Genomic DNA, 16310 nt, shown 5'->3' on the forward strand with positions numbered 1-16310 from the left:
TCAGAGCACCGTCTCGAGAAGACCGTCGGGCAAGCGCACGCCCAATAGTTCGGTGAAGCCGAAATAGACCGCGGCCGAGAACAGCACGGCGATGATCACGTCACGGATCAACCTGCGGCTTCCTGCGACCCGGGCGATTCCCACGAAGAAGATCGAGGTGGCGATGATGTACCCGAGCGGATCCAGAACGGCCACGTAGACCAGCAACGCAACGACCACTGTCCACAGCGTGCGCCAGTGCGTATCCCGGTGCTCCTCGTCCGCCTGCTCCACCAACGCCCGGTCGGGCTTGAGCGTGGACCGGACAAGGAAAGCCACCCCGAAGCCCACCAGTCCGATTCCAACGATCAATGGGAAGAACCCGGGCTGCTGGGGACCGAACCCACCACTGATCGAGATACGGATGGCGTCGATGAGAACCACCGCCGCGCCGAGAAGGATGACGACGGCGGCGATCCGGAGCCCGAGCATGCCCGCCCCGGGCCTGGTCTCCTGACGCACCAGGGCGTGTGCCCCGGACGGCCCGGAGTCTGGGAGCGACATCAGTCGACGATTCCGAGATCCGTCAGTGTCTGGGTGATGTCCTCGGTCTCTGCATCGATGTACTCTCCGAACTCTTCGCCGGTCAGGAGGAAGTCGTCCCAGTTGTTGCTCTCCAGTGTTTCCTGCCATTCCGGGGTGTCATGCATGTCTTCGATCATCGACACCACGGCATCGCGCTGCTCGTCGGAGATCTCCGGCGGTGCCACGACACCACGCCAATTGGCGATCGACACGTCGTATCCGGCGTCCATGATGGTGGGCGCGTCCACGCCCTCGATGACTTCCTCACTGGAGACGGCGAGCAGGCGCATGTCGCCGGCGTCGATCTCGTCCTGGAACTCCGCGAGTCCCGATGCCGCAGCCGTCACGTCGCCAGACAGAATGGCCGGCGTCAGCTCACCACCACCGGAATAGGGGATGTAGTTGATCTCCGCGGGCTCGATCCCGACCGACTCAGCGAGCTGTGCCACGAGGATCTGGTCCACGCCGCCCACCGAACCGCCGCCCCACGCCACGCCGCCCGGGTCGGCCTCGAAGGCGTCCATGAGCTCCTCCAGCGTCTCGTACTCGGAGTCCGCCGGCACCACGACGGCGTCGTACTCGGCGGTCAGACGTGCGATCGGCGTCGTGTCCTCCAGCTCGACCTCCGAGTCGGTCTGCTCGATGGCACCGACGAGGATCTTCCCGATCACCATGAGCTGGTGGGGGTTCCCGGTATTCTCACCGACGAACTGGGTCAATCCCGCCGTGCCCGAGGCGCCCGGCACGTTGTAGACTTCCGTGCCGGTGTCGATCACACCGCCCTCGTCCAGGGACCGACCGATGGAACGTGCAGTCTGATCGTAGCCACCTCCGGGATCGGCCGGCGCCATGATCTCGATGGACTGGCTGGGGTAGTCATCCGCGGAGCCGTCCCCACCACCGGATTCGCCGCCGCAGCCGGTCAGGACCAGCAGCGAGGCGGCCAGGGGCACTGCCCATCGCATTGCTCGGGTCCGGCTGGACAAGCTGACCTCTGAAATCGTCGTCGACATCATCTCTGCTCTCTCGTGTGTTCCTGACCCCAAGAGTGCCCCACAAGTATCGGTCCGGCAATGGGTGGCGCAGTGATTCGGCGTCGTACAGTTCACCACCGCTACGCTGGCAGAACGACGCCGGAGCGACCGGCGGCAGCAGGAAGGAACGGCAAGTGCCGAACGAGCAGGACCTCTCCGTGGGGCAGCTTGCCGCGCGCAGCGGGGTCAGCGTCTCCGCATTGCACTTCTACGAGCGCGAGGGCCTCATCCGGAGCCGACGCACCCCCGGAAATCAGCGTCGCTACAACCGCTCGATCCTCCGCAGGGTTGCCGTCATCCGCGCCGCGCAACGGGCCGGGATCCCGCTCTCCGCCGTGTCCGACGCCTTCGCGGAGCTACCCAGGGACGGCGTGCCGGATCAGGAGGACTGGCAGCGGATGTCCGCCGCCTGGCAGCAGGAGCTCGCGCAGCGCATCTCCCAGCTGGAGCACCTCAGGGATCGCCTGGGCGGCTGCATCGGCTGCGGCTGCCTCTCCCTGTCCATGTGCAGTTTCGTCAACCCGGACGACGCCGCCGCACGCCGTGGCGATGCGTCGACACTGCTGGAACCTGACCGGCCGACTTGACCTCAACCATTGTTGAGGTTCTAGTCTTGAAGTCATGACAGTCCCACCGGGTCACGCCGTCCCCACCGCCGAGCTCTTCAAGGATGCCTTTCGCGCGCACCCCGCCGGGATCGCCGTCATCACGGCGCAGGGCGAGGACGGCCCGGTAGGGCTCACGGCGTCGTCGGTCTCCTCGGTCTCGGCCGATCCCCCCGTCCTGGTCTTCTCCGTATCGAGCGCGTCGTCGTCCGCGGCAGTCCTGGTTCAGGCCGAGACGATCGTGGTGCATCTGCTCGGTGCGGATCAGCTCGACATCGCGAAGCTCTTCGCCACGCGGGGCGCCGATCGATTCGGCGGGGCCGTGGAATGGCGTGCCCTCACCACGGGTGAGCCGCTGCTGGTCAATGCGCCCTGGGCTCTGCGCAGCCGCATCCTGCACCGCATGCCAGTGGGCGGATCGACGATCCTCGCGGCCGAGGTGCTGTCCATCGAACCTGGTCTGCACAACGACGTCGCGCCGCTGGTCTACCACAATCGTGCCTATCATCGACTGGGAGACCAGTCGCTGCTGGGCTGAAGTACCCCAACACACACCAGGAGGATCGTATGAGTGAGTATGTACTGCCGGATCTCGACTACGACTACGCGGCCCTGGAGCCGCACATCTCGGGCCGGATCATGGAACTGCACCACTCCAAGCACCAGGCCACCTACGTCAAGGGCGCCAATGACGCCCTGGCCCAGCTGGCCGAGGCCCGGGAGAAGGGCGAGTTCGGTTCCATCCCGAAACTGTCCAAGGACCTGGCGTTCCATGTGGGCGGTGTGATCAACCACAGCATCTTCTGGAAGAACATGTCCCCCGAGGGCGGGGACAAGCCCGACGGTGAGCTCGGAAGTGCCCTGGACGAGGCGTTCGGGTCCTTCGACGCGTTCCGTGCGCATTTCACCGCTGCTGCTACCTCGTTGCAGGGCTCGGGGTGAGCGGTGCTGGCGTACGAGCCGCTGGGGAAGAATCTGGTGATCGAGCAGCTCTATGATCAGCAGGGCAATGTGCCGGTGGGGACCATCCCGCTGCTGATGCTCGATATGTGGGAGCACGCGTTCTACCTGGACTATGTGAATGTGAAGCCCGACTACGTCAAGGCGTGGTGGAACCTGGTGAACTGGGCCGATGTCCAGGCCCGGTACCAGGCCGCGACCGCCGGAGCCTCCACCCTCATCACCCCCGGGAACCAGTAACTCCAGCCCGAATGTCCCGATGCACAGAAGGCCGCCCTCGCCATGAGGGCGGCCTTCTGCCGTTCCGAACTACCTGGTGATGTCCGGCGGGTATCCATCATCCGGTCGGTGGATGATTCCTGGTGATCTGAAGTCGCGGGCTGTCAGGGCAGCAGCACCAGCCGGATGGGATTGCCCTCCTTGTTCTCCAGCCGCTCGACGGCAGCAGCGGCGTCCCGTAGTGGGAGGGTGTCGCTGATGGACCGGGCGAAGTCGAGTCTGCCCAGTTCGGCGAGCGCCACGAGCTCCGGGACATGGTGCGCCTCCGAGCCGTAGTGCCCTCGGATCTGCTTGCGAGCGTAGGAGAAGGAAGTGCTGTCGGAGATGGTGATCGGGTTGCCGCTCAGTCCGACGAGCACGAGCCGCCCCTTGAGGCCGAGACTGTCGGCGGCTTGGGCCCTCACGGCATCGACACCGGCGAAGTCGAAGGCGGCATCGAGTCCACGCCCACTCGTGGCCGCAGCTATCGAGGCAGCGAAATCGTCCGCCAGGGGATCGAGTGCCACATCGGCGCCGAAGGCCAGTGCCCGTTCGCGCGCCCCGGGCAGTGGGTCGACGGCGATGATCGGAGCCGCACCGATCATGCGGAGCAGCTGAACGCCGTGGGCACCGAGTCCACCGACTCCCCAGACACCGACCGCCTCGGCGGGCCGGACGGATCCGGTCGAGACGATCGACGCCCAGGGCGTCGAGACGGCATCGGGGATGACGGCGGCCTGCTCGAAGGAGAAGTCCGCGCTGAGCGGTACCAGCACGCCGGCTGGCACGACGACGTACTCGGCCCAACCGCCGTCGTAGTCGACGCCCATGGTCAGCGTGACGCCGTTGTACTCGTAGCCGGCCTGGATCACCACGCGGTCGCCCTGGTTCCAGGTGTCGACGCCGTCACCGGCCTGATCGACGGTGCCGGAGGTCTCGTGACCGAGAGTGACCTCGTCACCCTCGAGGTGCCGTGGGGTCAGGAGTCCCTGGATCAGGTGAACATCGGACAGACAGACACCGGCTGCGCGGACCTTGACCCGGACGAAGCCCGGTCCCGGCTGCGGCACGGGCACCTCTTTGACTTCGAACGATCGGGTTCTGACATTGAGCCGACCGGCGAGCATGGTCTCGTTCACAGCGTCCTCCTGGTGGGTGAACTTTCATGTTAGTCGAGCCCCTCGACACTGCTCCGGCGCGTCGTGGCGTGCATGGAGCGATCCGACAGATCGGGCGTGCAGAATTGATTGCCCTGACAGCAACAGGCAGAGAAAGCCAGGTCGACACTGAAGGAGCCGGTTCGTGCGGGGTGCTTTGAAGAGGCTCGGGTCGTTCACAGCTGTAGGAACAGTGGCCTTCGTCGTCGACATCTCCATCTTCAACATCCTGTCGTCGGGATTCGACGTCCCTCCGATCCTGTCGAAGGTCATCTCGGTGGTCGCTGCGACGGCGGTCTCCTGGCTGGGAAGCAGATACTTCACCTTCCGCGAGCTGGGCGGGCGCTCCAAACGTCAGGAAGCGATCCTGTTCGGCCTCGTCAACCTCGTGGGACTCGGGATCGCGGCAGGTTGCCTCTTCCTCTCCCACTACGTCCTCGGGCTCACCAGCGCTCTGGCCGACAACATCTCCGGGAACGTGGTGGGCGTGCTGCTGGGCAACGTCTTCCGGTACTTCGCCTATCGTTTCGTGGTGTTCCAGCCGGCCGTGCGGAAACCGCTCGAAGGACAGGGCACAGAAGTCCCTAGCACAACGCCGTAGGCCCGACACGGCTCCTGCAGCGGATGGGCCCCTGCCTGCCCGACACGTAGCATGAACGTGGTAGCCGGTCGCTCTGCCGAGCAGCCGTGCCACTTCGTCGCCGAGTCCCACCCGAAAAGACGTGCCATGCGTGCCCCTCTTGCCCTCCCCACCCTGGTGATCAGTGTCGGCCTGGTGCTGACCGCACCGACGGCCGCCGTCGCCACGACGCTCCCACCGGCACCTCCCCCCGTCGTGGAACCGACCGTCGAGTCACCTCCGACCCCGGTGGATCCTCCCGTCGTCGATCTGCCGCCGGTGGTCGATCCACCGCCGGTGATGGGTCCGCCTCCTGGCGTCGATCCACCGCCCACCGGAACCGCCGTCCCCGAACCAGTCGTCACCGGGCAAGACCCGGGCCCCGAGCCGGAGCGCCCCGCACCGACCCCGTCAGCGGCGGATCCCGAGCCGGGGTCGGCCGAGCCGCAGGGACCGACCGGCGCGTCACCGGACACAGCTCCCGGGGCGGACGCGGGCGTCGAATCTCCGATTGGTGAACCACCGGGTGGAGCAGCGCCAAGGCAAGCGGTGGAGGGCGGAATCGGTGTGCCCGCACGCGGAACCGTCGTACCCGCTCGCGAAGCCGTGCCGGGCGTCGGCGGAGGCGGCGACCGGTCAGCCCCGACCGAGCCGCGTTCCGGCTCCCCTGCCCGTGATCTCGGGACGTCGACGTCGTCCTCCGCCCCTGCTGTCGCAGAGGTGGAAGACCCCGCACGGGCGGACGACATGGCAGGAGTGCTGCGGGCGGATGCGGGGGCGTCGTTCCGCAACACTGCTGCCGGAATACTGAGCGTCGTCGCGCTCCTCCTGGTCGCCGCGATCGCCGTCGTCGCGCAACCCGGGCGCAGGCGCGGCACGCACTGATCTCCGGCCTCCCTCGAGAGCAGAGGCACGCGGTCCGCTGAGGCATCTCTTCCGGTAGCGCTATGCGCGTCCTGTCGAGCTGCGGATCTGGAAGCCCGACACGATGAACAGGATGCCGAGGGTGATCCCGAACACGCCGAGAAATCCGAGGAGCCCAAGGATGCCGGCGCCGGGGAAGATCAACAGGAGCAGGCCGAAGATGATCGCCAGGATGCCGGAGACCAGACCCACCCACCAGAGGGACACCGCCTTGCGTCCGGCAAGTGCCAGAATCACCTGGGTGATCCCCAGCAACAGCGCCCATATCCCGATGACCAAGGCGATGGCCAGTGCGGTCAGACCAGGCACGAGCAGAGCAACCAATCCGGCCAGCACGGAAACGATGCCCCCGGCGAGCACCCACCCCGAGCTCCGGTAGGCCACCGGTCCGCGACGCGCGCTGAACCAGTGCACTCCGGCGGTGATGCCATCGATGATCGCGTAGCTGCCGAAGAGCAGCACCAGGACGACGACGGTAGCCTGCGGCCAGACGAGCACCAGGATGCCGAAGATGAGCGCCACGACGCCGCGTCCCAGCATTGCATTGCCCACGGCCTTGACCGGCCCCTCGATCGTGTTGTCCTGCATGGTTGCCCCTGTCTCATGGATGGCGGTCCGGAATGGAATCGGACCAAGTAGCCACGCTACCCCTCGGCGCACCAATGCAGAACGCCCGACCGCCGGCGGCAACGCCAGGGCGCCCGTGTCGTTCACAATGCTGATCGCGCGTACCGTGGGATCATGAGCGTGCCCCTTCAGTACCGCATCAGCGTCGGCAATCGTTTCGCACGGGAGCTGCCCGAGATGGCGGTCGCGTGGCAGGCAGATGACGCACCGCAGCCCCGCCTACTGGCCCTCAACGAGCCTCTGACCGCCGAACTCGGCCTCGACGCCGACGCTCTTCGCTCCCCCGAGGGTCTTGCCCTCCTACTGGGGAGCTCGGTACCCGACGGCGCCACGCCGGTGGCGCAGGCCTACTCCGGTCATCAGTTCGGCAGCTTCAATCCGGGACTCGGAGACGGGCGCGCACTGCTGCTCGGCGAAGTGACCGACACCGCCGGGCGGCTCCGCGACCTCCACCTGAAGGGCTCCGGCCGAACCCCGTTCGCGCGCGGCGGAGACGGCCTCGCCGTCATCGGGCCCATGCTCCGCGAGTACCTCGTGAGCGAGGCGATGCACGCGCTCGGCGTGCCCACCACGCGCTCCCTCGCCGTCGTCGCCACCGGGCGTCAGGTGCGCCGTGAGACCCTGCTGCCCGGCGCGGTCCTGACCCGCGTCGCGAGCAGTCACCTTAGGGTGGGCAGTTTCCAGTTCGCGGCTGCCCGCGGGGACCGCGGCCTGCTGACCCGTCTCGCCGACCACGCCATCAGCCGCCACTACCCGGAAACCGCCTCGGCGGACCGGCCCTACCTCGCGTTCTTCGAGTCCGTCGTGAACGCTCAGGCCACGCTGATCGCACAGTGGATGCTGACCGGATTCGTCCACGGTGTGATGAACACCGACAACATGACCATCTCCGGCGAGACCATCGACTACGGGCCGTGCGCCTTCATGGATGTCTTCGACAACGGTGCGCTGTACAGCTCCATCGACCGCGACGGCCGGTACGCCTATGCCAACCAGCCGCTGATCGGCGAGTGGAATCTCGCCCGGCTCGCCGAAGCCCTGCTGCCGCTGATCGCCGAGGACCAGGAGCAGGCCGTGCAGCTCGCGGTGGCTGCGCTCGAGACCTTCCGCCCCCGGTACACCGAGGCGTGGCTCGCCGGCATGAAGGCGAAACTGGGACTGCCCGACGACGTCGACGACAGCACTGCGTCATCGCTCGCCACCGACGCGCTCACCCTGCTGCAGGACAACCACGTCGACTACACGGCGTTCTTCCGCGGACTGGGCTCGGTGGTCCGCGGGGACGCCCGCCCGGCACGGGACCGCGTGCTCGACGTCGCCGCGTTCGACGCGTGGGCCGCCCGCTGGCTGGAGCTGACGCTGGATGCCGACGCGATGGACCGGGTGAATCCGCTCTACATCCCCCGCAACCACCTCGTCGAGGAAGCCCTCGAGGCTGCGACCGGCGGCGATCTCGGGCCACTGGACCGGCTGCTCGACGCCGTCACCCGCCCGTTCGAGGAACGTCCCGGTCTGGAGCGTTACGCGTCCGGAGCGCCGGAGGACTTCGGCGCGTACACCACGTACTGCGGGACGTGAGCCCCCGGTCACCTCGCCAGGTTCACCTCACCCCGTTCATCTCACCCCGGCCCGGCGGCGCCGGTCGTTGCCGGAGCGCAGATCCCGGTTCAGGCGGCGATCCCCGTGGTAGAGGATGGACTCCCAGTCCGCCTCCGCCGCCGTCTTCTGGATCACCTTCGACTCCTGTACCGTCTCCACCCGCGGCACCACGTACAACCAGTTGAGGACACCGAGCGAGATGTCCACCGCCGAGTTCTTGATCCCGATGTACGCGCGGATGGCACCCGCCGCCAGCATGGCGTTGAGCCCGGCGAAGATCGCGTTCCCCCAGTTCTGTTCCAGGGAATCACGCACCAGCGTGAGCAGGGAGAACGCGACGATCAGGTACGGAACGACCACGTAGAGCCCGGGCGCCGCGGTGCGGTCCTTCACCTTCGGCGTGCGCACGAACGGGATCTTCTCGCCCGTGAGCGCCTGCTGGATGGACTTCAGGACGCCTGCCAGATTCACCGGCAGCAGTACGAGGTTGAAGCCGTAGATCCGGAAGATGTCGGAGAAGCGGTGCCCGCAGTCCCGCAGGTCGCTGCCCATCGCCAGGAAGTACGGTGCAGCGGCCAGGAAGACCACCGGGCTGAGGAGCCGGCTGTCGTAGGGGTAGGCCAGGAGGAACAGCAACCCGAAACTCGCCCACGCGATCGACGCCATGTAGTTGACCCGCAGCAGCACCTCGCGGATCAGCACCTGCTCGCGGAGGTGGCGTCGACGTCGTATCTGGTTCCACAGCTTGGGCAGGATCAGCAGCCCGCCGTTGGCCCAGCGCCGACGCTGCACCACGAGCGAGCCGAAGTCCGGCGGTGTGGCGCTGTAGCTGAGACGCTCGGGGTAGTTCATCAGGGTCCACCCGTGGGTGCCCAGATCCACGCTGGATTCCGTGTCCTCGATGACCGTACGGTCCTGGATGTAGGTCTTGATCTCGAAGCCGCCCACGGTCTCGACCTCGACGATGTCCTCCACCGCGCGCTTGCGGATGACGGCGTTGGCACCCACCCAGAACGTGGACCCGTAGTAGGACATGCCCTGATGCAGGATGTGCTGGATGTCCGTCGTCGCCCCCGCCACCCGCTCGATGCGCGTGGGCGCCCCGCGGAAGGACGAGTATGGGGTCTGCGTGACGGCGATCCGCTCGTTCCCGGGGGATTCGAGCAGGTACACCAACCGGACGCAGTAGTCGCGCAACAGCAGGGAGTCGGCGTCGAGCGTGAGCAGGTAGGTGGAGTCCGGTACGTCCAGGATGTCCCGACCCTCGGCGTCCTCCCCGTCGGCCAGGGCGCGCAGCACGGTGCCGGTGGCCACGTGCTCCTTCTCCCATCGCGTGCCCATGAGCGAGATGTAGGCATTGAGATTCATGGCCTTGTTCGCCTCGTGCGAGAGCGAGGCATAGGCCTTGCGCTCGAAGGTCTCGAGCCGCGTGGAGAAGATCCGCACCAGCCGCACGTACAGCTCGCGGATCCGGCCAGGTTCGGGGTGCTGCTCCTGCGCCAGCGCGGCACGCAGCGCGTACATGGTCAGGCGCAGCTCGCGGGCCAGGCCCATGAGGACCAGATCCACGAAGAACTCGTCCACGTGGTCCGCCACCGCCTCGGCATCGGCCATGTCCTCGAGCCAGAGCGCTGCGGCCTCGTACGCCGCGATGAGCGGGGGCAGGTCCAGGCACGACGGCGGGGCGTCGCCGTCGCGCGCGGCCTCCGCCGCGTCGAACGCGGTCAGAGCTGCAGCGGCGGCGGCGGCCGGCTCCAGCAGGCTGGTTTCGATCTCGAAGGTCAGCGCCCGGGTGGCCTCCAGCCGCTCGCGGATCGCCGGGTCGCCAGGGTGGGGCGGATCATCGAGCAGCAGGACCACCCGGATGTTCTCGAACTCCTGCAGCGCGGCGGACCAGAGGGTGGCGCGGACGACGGCGGGTTCCTCCGCATAGGAGGGCACGAGCACGGTGATGCCCTCGTGGTAGTCGGCGAAGTGCCGGTCCAGTTCGCCGCGTGGCACCCGCCGGTGGTCACGGAACCGGTAGAGGGCGCCCTGGCGTGCGAGCAGGTACATCAGTGCCGAGAAGGTCAGGAACGTGACGACGATCAGGTACGACGTCGCCTCCAGCTGGAACCGGAAACCGGCGTTCGGGTTGTTCGCGAACTGCCGCACGATGGTGGTGACGATGTACGTCACCCACGCCAGCACGGTGGTGACGATCGCGAGGCGCCCGAGGGCGATCTTCCGCGCCGAAGGCGCCGGATGCACGATGGACAGCGGCTCCGAGCGGCGCTCGGCACCCCACTGGCGACGGCGTGGTGCTGCGGGATCGGGCACTGGAGCGGCGAGGTGTCTGGACATGGGCTACCCGGGAGTCGGCGGATACTTCCTGGCCCGGTGGTGGCCTCCACGGACCCGGTATCGAGCCCTACTGTCGGCAGCCGGGAGCCGATCGTCAGCGAGTTGCGCCGATCGTTCCCGCCAGTACCATGGGCATTCCACGCAGCGTTCGCGGTCTCACCTTCTCTCCTCCTCCACTGCTGCCGTCATGATCTGGGGTTACTCGTGTCTGCACGTTTCCCGGGCCGGAGACTCTCCCTGGTCCGCCTCGTCCTGCTCCTCGGCGTCGTCGCGACTCTCGCCGTCGGCGGCCTCACCGGCGTCGACCGGTGGGAGGACGCCCGTGCGGCGAAGAGCACCGGAGCGTTCTTCGCCGGATACGTCGATGTGACAGCCACCCCGTCCTACGCGTTCGAGGACCCCGCGAAGGACATCGGCGGCGGTGCTGTCCTGTCCTTCATCGTGGCGTCCGGCACCGAGCCGTGCACGCCGTCGTGGGGTACCTACTACTCGCTCGACGACGCCGGGACGGTCCTCGACCTGGACCGCCGCGTGGCGCGCATGGCACAGGACGGCAAAGAGGTGATCGTGTCCTTCGGCGGGCTCCTCAACGACGAACTGGCCACGGCGTGCACCGATCCGGATGAGCTGATGGACGCGTACGCGGAGGTGATCGACCGGTACGACCTGGCGACGGTCGATCTCGACATCGAGGGTGAGAATCTCAAGGACACCGCTGCCGGGAAGCGCCGGGCCGAGGCCATGGCCGCCCTGCAGGAGGAGCGCACCGATACCGCGGCGCCGCTGAACGTGTGGCTGACCCTGCCGGTGGCGCCCACGGGGTTGACCGCGGACGGAACCGCGACCGTCACCCAGTTCCTCGAGGCCGGCGTCGACCTCGCCGGAGTGAACATCATGACCATGGACTACGGCGGCAGTCGGCCCGAGGGCACGGACATGCTGACGGCCTCCCGGAATGCCGCCGAGGCCACGCACCGTCAGGTGCAGGTGCTGTACGGGCAGGCTGGGCTGGAGCTCGGGCCGCAGGCGGCATGGCGGAAGATCGGCCTGACGCCCATGATCGGCCAGAACGACGTCGAGGGCGAGGTGTTCACGCTCGAGGACGCGGAGGCGTTCAATGCCTTCGCCGTCGAGCGCGGCGCAGGCAGGATGTCCATGTGGTCACTGAACCGGGATGCCACGTGCAGCGAGAACTACGCCGACGTCACGGTGGTCTCGGACTCCTGCAGCGGGTTGGATCAGCAGGGGCTCGCCTTCGCTCCGGTGCTCGGCGCCGACTTCGAGGGCCGGGCGGCGACGCTCTCCGAGGAACCGGTGGCCGAGGAGTCGCCCGAGGCCCTGGTGGAGGACGATCCGGAGACCAGCCCCTATCCCGTCTGGTCCGAGGTGGGCACGTACCGTGAGGACGACCGGGTGGTGTGGCACGGGAACGTGTACACCGCGAAGTACTGGACACAGGGCGATCTGCCGGACAATCCCGTGCTGCAGGCCGAGGAGACGCCGTGGACCCTGCTGGGTCCGGTGCTGCCGGGCGAACGGCCCGTACCCGTCGCCACGGCTCCGGCCGGTCTGTACCCGGAGTGGGATCCGAAGGCCGTGTACGAGCGGGCGGACCGCATCCTCGTGGACGGGCGCGTGTACGAAGCGAAGTGGTGGAGCCAGGGCGACAGTCCTGAGGCCGCCGTGCAGGGCTCGGACGCCTCCCCGTGGGAGAAGCTCGACGACGCCGCGCTGGTGAAGGCGATCGAGGAGAAGAAAGACTCCTAGTGTCCTCCCGGCTTCTGCTGTGGTGACTCAGCCTCCGAAGCAGGCCGCAATGAACTGCTCGTTGGCGTCACCCAGCTGCTCGGTGCTCGCTTCACCGAGGTTGTCGGCGACATCGCGGAAGGAGTCGGCCATCGCGGTGAAGGCAGCCTTGACGTCCTGTCCGTCGACACGCTCCACGCCGTCCGCGAAGATGTCCGCCATCCGGCCGTACAGGGAGGATGCTGCAGCGGGATCGTCAGCCTGCTCCAGCGCCTCCTCGGCGAGCGGGGCGATCTGCTGCATGGTATCGGCGCAGACCTCCGTGAACTCGTTCGGTATCAGCTCGGCAGGGACGGTCTCGGTGGCTTCGCGCGCTTCGAGGCTCCCGGTTGCAGCGCCTGCGGTGGCATCGGGAGAGACCCCTTCGCCCGCTTCGTCGCCAGGTTCCGCTTCAGGCTCTTCAGCGGCGGATGCTTCCGAACCGGCAGCGGCGCTCGACGTGGCTGCCGCCGTCGTGTCCGAGGTTTCCGGGGTCACGACCGGCTCCTCGGCGCTGCACCCGGTCAGGGCCAGGGCCAGTGCGAGCGCTGCAGTCGCGAGTCTCTTCATCGGCGCAACGTATCACGGCGTTCGGCGCTGCCACCATGCTTTCCGGCCTAGCGGACGGCCGTGGCTGGACGCTCGTGCTTCGTCCGCCCGACGCAGCGGAGTCTTCAGGGCAGCAGCGCCAGCTTCCCGCCCGGATGCTGACTGCTGAGGAAGCGCAGCGCCTCGACAGCGTCCTCGAGGGGGAAGGTACGCGCCACCGGTACCTCGAGCTGCCCCGCTCCGGCCAGGTCGATGAGTCCCTGGCGGGCGTCATCCCGGAAAGCCGCGCTGTCCGGGTCGGACCCCCTGATGACGCGGTACCCGTCGTCCTCGGCGCGGGCGAAGTTGGCGATGCTGACGATCCGCGTCCGGTCCGCGACGAGCGCCAGGGACACGTCGATGGCCTCGTCGGTCCCGACCGCGTCGAGCGCAGCGGCGTACCCGTCGGGTGCCAATTCGCGGAGGCGCCCCTCCAGTCCCTCCCCGTACACCGTGTGCACACCTCCGAACTGCTCGACGACGCCCGCACTGTCCTCGCTCGCCGTACCGATCACCCGGATGCCACGCCGCCGTGCCTGCTGCAGCACGCTCACACCGACGGCACCCGATGCGCCGTGCAGCACGATCGTGTCCCCCGACTCCGCCCCCACGACGTGCAGCATCTCGGCCGCCGTCGTTCCCGCGAGCAGGAGATTGGCTGCCTGCGGAAAATCCAGGGACGGCGGTTTCGCGAAGACATCGCGCGCCGGAACGGTGACCGACTCGGCATAACCTCCGGAGATGCGGAACGCCAGGACCTCGTCCCCCACCGCGCCTCCCCCCGGAGCGATCTCGGTCTCCTGCCCGATAGCGGCAATGACGCCGGCCACCTCGTAGCCCACGCGGACCGGGAGCTGGCTGCGATCGGACCCGGCTGCGAAGTGCTTGTAGTCGGCCGGGTTCATGCCCGCGGCCACGACCTTGATCGTGACCTCACCTGTCTGTGGCTCCGACACGTCGACGTCGACCATGCGCAGAACCTCGATGTCGCCGAACTCCGGAGCAATCCATCCCTTGACCATGCCTCCATTAGACACCTGAGGGGCGCACCATCGTCGAGCAGGTGGCTACGCTGGGTGGATGGCCACAGTACTTCTCGTGCGGCACGGCCGCACCACAGCGAACGCCACCGGACTGCTGGCCGGGCGCACCACCGGCATCAGCCTCGACCAGGTGGGGCGTGACCAGGCGGAATCCACCGGGGAACGGCTCGCCGTTGTACCTCTGGTCGGCGTGGTGTCGAGTCCCCTGGAGCGGTGTCAGCAGACGGCCCAGTTCATCATCGACCGCCAGAAGTCCGCCCCACCCGCGCCGGTCGATCCCGATCTCACCGAGTGCGACTACGGCCGGTGGCAGGGACGCACGCTCACCGAGCTTGCGACCGAGGAGCTGTGGCCGATGGTGCAGTCGCAGCCGTCCGCCGTCACGTTCCCCGGCGGGGAGTCCATGGCGGCGATGCAGGCCCGGGCGGTGGCAGCTGTCCGACGGCGGGATGCACTGTTCGAGGGCGAGCACGGAGCGGGCGCCGTATGGGTGGCGGTCAGTCACGGCGACATCATCAAGGCGATCCTCGCGGACGCGCTCGGCATGCACCTGGACCTGTTCCAGCGCATCACCGTGGGCCCGGCGTCGGTGTCGATCGTGCACTACGCCACGAACCGTCCGACGGTCTATGCGACCAACACCGACGCGGGTGATCTGGCGTGGCTGGCGACCACCACCCACTCGAGTGACGCGCCGGTGGGTGGTGGTGCAGGACAGGACGCGCCACCGGTCTGAAGCGCCTAAAATAGAGATATGCCTACACAAGTTCACGAATTCACCTGGCCCGATCGGGTCGTCGTCGGCACCATAGGCGTCCCCGGCGAGCGCACGTTCTACCTCCAGGTACGCGAGGGAAAACAGGTTGTGAGCATCGCGCTGGAGAAACAGCAGTCGGCGCTGCTCGCCGAGAAGATCGACGAGATCCTCGACCAGCTCATCACTCTCGACGGCAACCCCTTCAGCGTCCCCGTGGGTACTCCCACGGAACTGGTCGACAACGACCAGCTCGACTCCGTGGAGGAGCAGTTCCGCACCGGTGCCATGAGCCTGGGGTGGGATCCTACGACGGTGCAGGTCGTCATCGAGGCGTATCCGCTCACTGAAGCCGACGAGGCCGACGATCCGCTGGTCGACGACGACGACGTCACCGAGATGCTGCGTGTGCGGATGCCGGTGGGCACCGCGCGTGCGTTCGCCATGCGGACCCGTGAGGTGGTGGATGCCGGGCGCCCCATCTGTTCCGACTGCGGGCAGCCGATCGATGCCGACGGGCACACCTGCACCCCTCCCGAGGACTGATGCCGACTCCGGACCTGGTGAGCGCCGAACTGACGCTCACCGGCCGCATCACGACGGCGTCGAACGCCACCTTCCTGGGCACCATCGGGGACGCAGCCGTCGTGTACAAGCCGATTGCGGGCGAGCACCCGCTGTGGGACTTCCCCGACGCAACGTTGGCCTACCGTGAGGTTGCCTCCTACCTGGTGTCCGAGACTTTCGGCTGGAACGTGGTGCCGCGGACCTGGCTCCGCGACGGTCCGTTCGGCGAAGGGATGGTGCAGCTCTGGCAGGAAGAGGACCCCGCGGAGAGTGCCGTGGACCTCGTCTCACGGGAGGACGTGCCGGAGACCGGCTGGAAGCAGGTCCTCGAGGGTCAGGACGAGACCGGGCAGATCGTCGCCCTCGTCCACGAGGACTCGGCTGCGCTCAGGCGCATGAGCGTGTTCGACGTCGTCGTCAACAATGCGGACCGCAAGGGTGCCCATATCCTCGCGATGAGCGAGGGCCACCGCTACGGAGTGGACCACGGCCTCACCTTCCACACCGACCACAAACTGCGCACGGTGCTCTGGGGGTGGGTGGGGGACGCGCTCACCGCCGAAGAACTCGAAGGCGTCGACCGTGTCAGTACCGCGCTGCAGGGCGAGCTGGGCCAACGATTGACCGATCTGCTCGGCGCTGATGAGATCGCTGCCCTCGGTGCCCGCTGTGCCCGGCTGCGATCCAGCGCGCAGTTCCCGGCTCCGAGCGGCCGGATGTCGGCTGTGCCCTGGCCGCTGTTCTGAGCCGGCTCACGCCCCCTAGGGGCAATGCCGTGTAGTTAGGCGGTGGGTGGGGTTGTCAAGGACTTGGGTCGGGGAGGATGTTGATGCTGATGGTGGTCTGGTAGGTGGGGCCGCGGAGCCGGTTCTTGCCGGTGTTG

Annotated in this window: 16 protein-coding genes and 1 pseudogene; 10 read left to right on the plus strand and 7 right to left on the minus strand. The window is 67.6% G+C overall.

Annotated features, from left to right (window positions below):
• Positions 1-543, minus strand: coding sequence for a tripartite tricarboxylate transporter TctB family protein (locus E8P82_RS11310; protein WP_136454968.1), 543 nt, complete (start codon positions 541-543; stop codon positions 1-3).
• Positions 543-1529, minus strand: a complete 987-nt coding sequence (locus E8P82_RS11315) for a Bug family tripartite tricarboxylate transporter substrate binding protein (RefSeq protein WP_136454969.1) — start codon at positions 1527-1529, stop codon at positions 543-545. The genes E8P82_RS11310 and E8P82_RS11315 overlap by 1 nt, the downstream gene beginning before the upstream one ends.
• Positions 1530-1732: 203 nt before the next feature.
• Between E8P82_RS11315 and soxR the strand changes: the two genes are divergently transcribed.
• The 3 genes and pseudogenes from soxR (at position 1733) to E8P82_RS11330 (ending at position 3403) form a co-directional block, all read left to right on the plus strand.
• The gene (soxR, locus tag E8P82_RS11320; protein WP_136454971.1) at positions 1733-2185 is read left to right on the plus strand and encodes a redox-sensitive transcriptional activator SoxR; all 453 of its coding nucleotides are present in this window, start codon (positions 1733-1735) and stop codon (positions 2183-2185) included.
• A 34-nt stretch (positions 2186-2219) separates the two neighbouring features.
• Positions 2220-2741 (plus strand): flavin reductase family protein, encoded by a 522-nt coding sequence (locus tag E8P82_RS11325; RefSeq protein WP_136454973.1) that lies wholly within the window; start codon positions 2220-2222, stop codon positions 2739-2741.
• A 29-nt stretch (positions 2742-2770) separates the two neighbouring features.
• Positions 2771-3403, plus strand: a pseudogene (locus E8P82_RS11330) (superoxide dismutase).
• A 143-nt stretch (positions 3404-3546) separates the two neighbouring features.
• Here the strand turns inward: E8P82_RS11330 and E8P82_RS11335 are convergent.
• A complete protein-coding gene (locus E8P82_RS11335; protein ID WP_246021290.1) occupies positions 3547-4560 on the minus strand; it encodes a zinc-binding dehydrogenase in 1014 nt (337 codons plus the stop codon).
• 163 nt (positions 4561-4723) lie between these two features.
• Between E8P82_RS11335 and E8P82_RS11340 the strand changes: the two genes are divergently transcribed.
• Together E8P82_RS11340 and E8P82_RS11345 are read left to right on the plus strand one after the other, a co-directional pair.
• The gene (locus E8P82_RS11340) at positions 4724-5179 is read left to right on the plus strand and encodes a GtrA family protein (protein WP_136454975.1); all 456 of its coding nucleotides are present in this window, start codon (positions 4724-4726) and stop codon (positions 5177-5179) included.
• A gap of 126 nt (positions 5180-5305) precedes the next feature.
• Positions 5306-6082, plus strand: coding sequence for a hypothetical protein (locus E8P82_RS11345; protein ID WP_136454976.1), 777 nt, complete (start codon positions 5306-5308; stop codon positions 6080-6082).
• Between the two features lie 60 nt (positions 6083-6142).
• Here E8P82_RS11345 and E8P82_RS11350 read toward each other — a convergent pair whose 3' ends face one another.
• Positions 6143-6709, minus strand: coding sequence for an HdeD family acid-resistance protein (locus tag E8P82_RS11350; protein ID WP_136454978.1), 567 nt, complete (start codon positions 6707-6709; stop codon positions 6143-6145).
• Between the two features lie 153 nt (positions 6710-6862).
• On the opposite strand from E8P82_RS11350, the gene E8P82_RS11355 reads away from it, so the two are divergent.
• Complete coding sequence (locus E8P82_RS11355) at positions 6863-8326, plus strand: protein adenylyltransferase SelO (RefSeq protein WP_136454980.1); 1464 nt, start codon at positions 6863-6865, stop codon at positions 8324-8326.
• A gap of 36 nt (positions 8327-8362) precedes the next feature.
• Here E8P82_RS11355 and E8P82_RS11360 read toward each other — a convergent pair whose 3' ends face one another.
• Positions 8363-10690, minus strand: a complete 2328-nt coding sequence (locus E8P82_RS11360) for a glycosyltransferase family 2 protein (RefSeq protein ID WP_136454981.1) — start codon at positions 10688-10690, stop codon at positions 8363-8365.
• 204 nt (positions 10691-10894) lie between these two features.
• Here E8P82_RS11360 and E8P82_RS11365 point away from each other — a divergent pair, with 204 nt between their 5' ends.
• Positions 10895-12457 (plus strand): chitinase, encoded by a 1563-nt coding sequence (locus tag E8P82_RS11365; protein WP_168796556.1) that lies wholly within the window; start codon positions 10895-10897, stop codon positions 12455-12457.
• A 27-nt stretch (positions 12458-12484) separates the two neighbouring features.
• On the opposite strand, the gene E8P82_RS11370 is transcribed toward E8P82_RS11365, so the two are convergent.
• Both E8P82_RS11370 and E8P82_RS11375 read right to left on the minus strand, forming a co-directional pair.
• The gene (locus E8P82_RS11370) at positions 12485-13045 is read right to left on the minus strand and encodes a hypothetical protein (protein ID WP_136454985.1); all 561 of its coding nucleotides are present in this window, start codon (positions 13043-13045) and stop codon (positions 12485-12487) included.
• Between the two features lie 104 nt (positions 13046-13149).
• A complete protein-coding gene (locus E8P82_RS11375; RefSeq protein WP_136454986.1) occupies positions 13150-14085 on the minus strand; it encodes an NADP-dependent oxidoreductase in 936 nt (311 codons plus the stop codon).
• A 58-nt stretch (positions 14086-14143) separates the two neighbouring features.
• On the opposite strand from E8P82_RS11375, the gene E8P82_RS11380 reads away from it, so the two are divergent.
• The 3 genes from E8P82_RS11380 to E8P82_RS11390 are packed head-to-tail and all read left to right on the plus strand — an operon-like array spanning position 14144 to position 16173.
• Complete coding sequence (locus tag E8P82_RS11380) at positions 14144-14842, plus strand: MSMEG_4193 family putative phosphomutase (protein ID WP_136454988.1); 699 nt, start codon at positions 14144-14146, stop codon at positions 14840-14842.
• 18 nt (positions 14843-14860) lie between these two features.
• The gene (locus tag E8P82_RS11385) at positions 14861-15406 is read left to right on the plus strand and encodes a DUF3090 domain-containing protein (RefSeq protein ID WP_136454989.1); all 546 of its coding nucleotides are present in this window, start codon (positions 14861-14863) and stop codon (positions 15404-15406) included.
• The gene (locus E8P82_RS11390; protein ID WP_136454991.1) at positions 15406-16173 is read left to right on the plus strand and encodes an SCO1664 family protein; all 768 of its coding nucleotides are present in this window, start codon (positions 15406-15408) and stop codon (positions 16171-16173) included. Before E8P82_RS11385 ends, E8P82_RS11390 begins: the two co-directional genes overlap by 1 nt.
• Positions 16174-16310 lie beyond the last annotated feature (137 nt).

This window comes from Arthrobacter echini, from assembly GCF_004803505.1.
GTDB classification, from domain to species: Bacteria; Actinomycetota; Actinomycetes; order Actinomycetales; family Micrococcaceae; genus Arthrobacter_D; species Arthrobacter_D echini.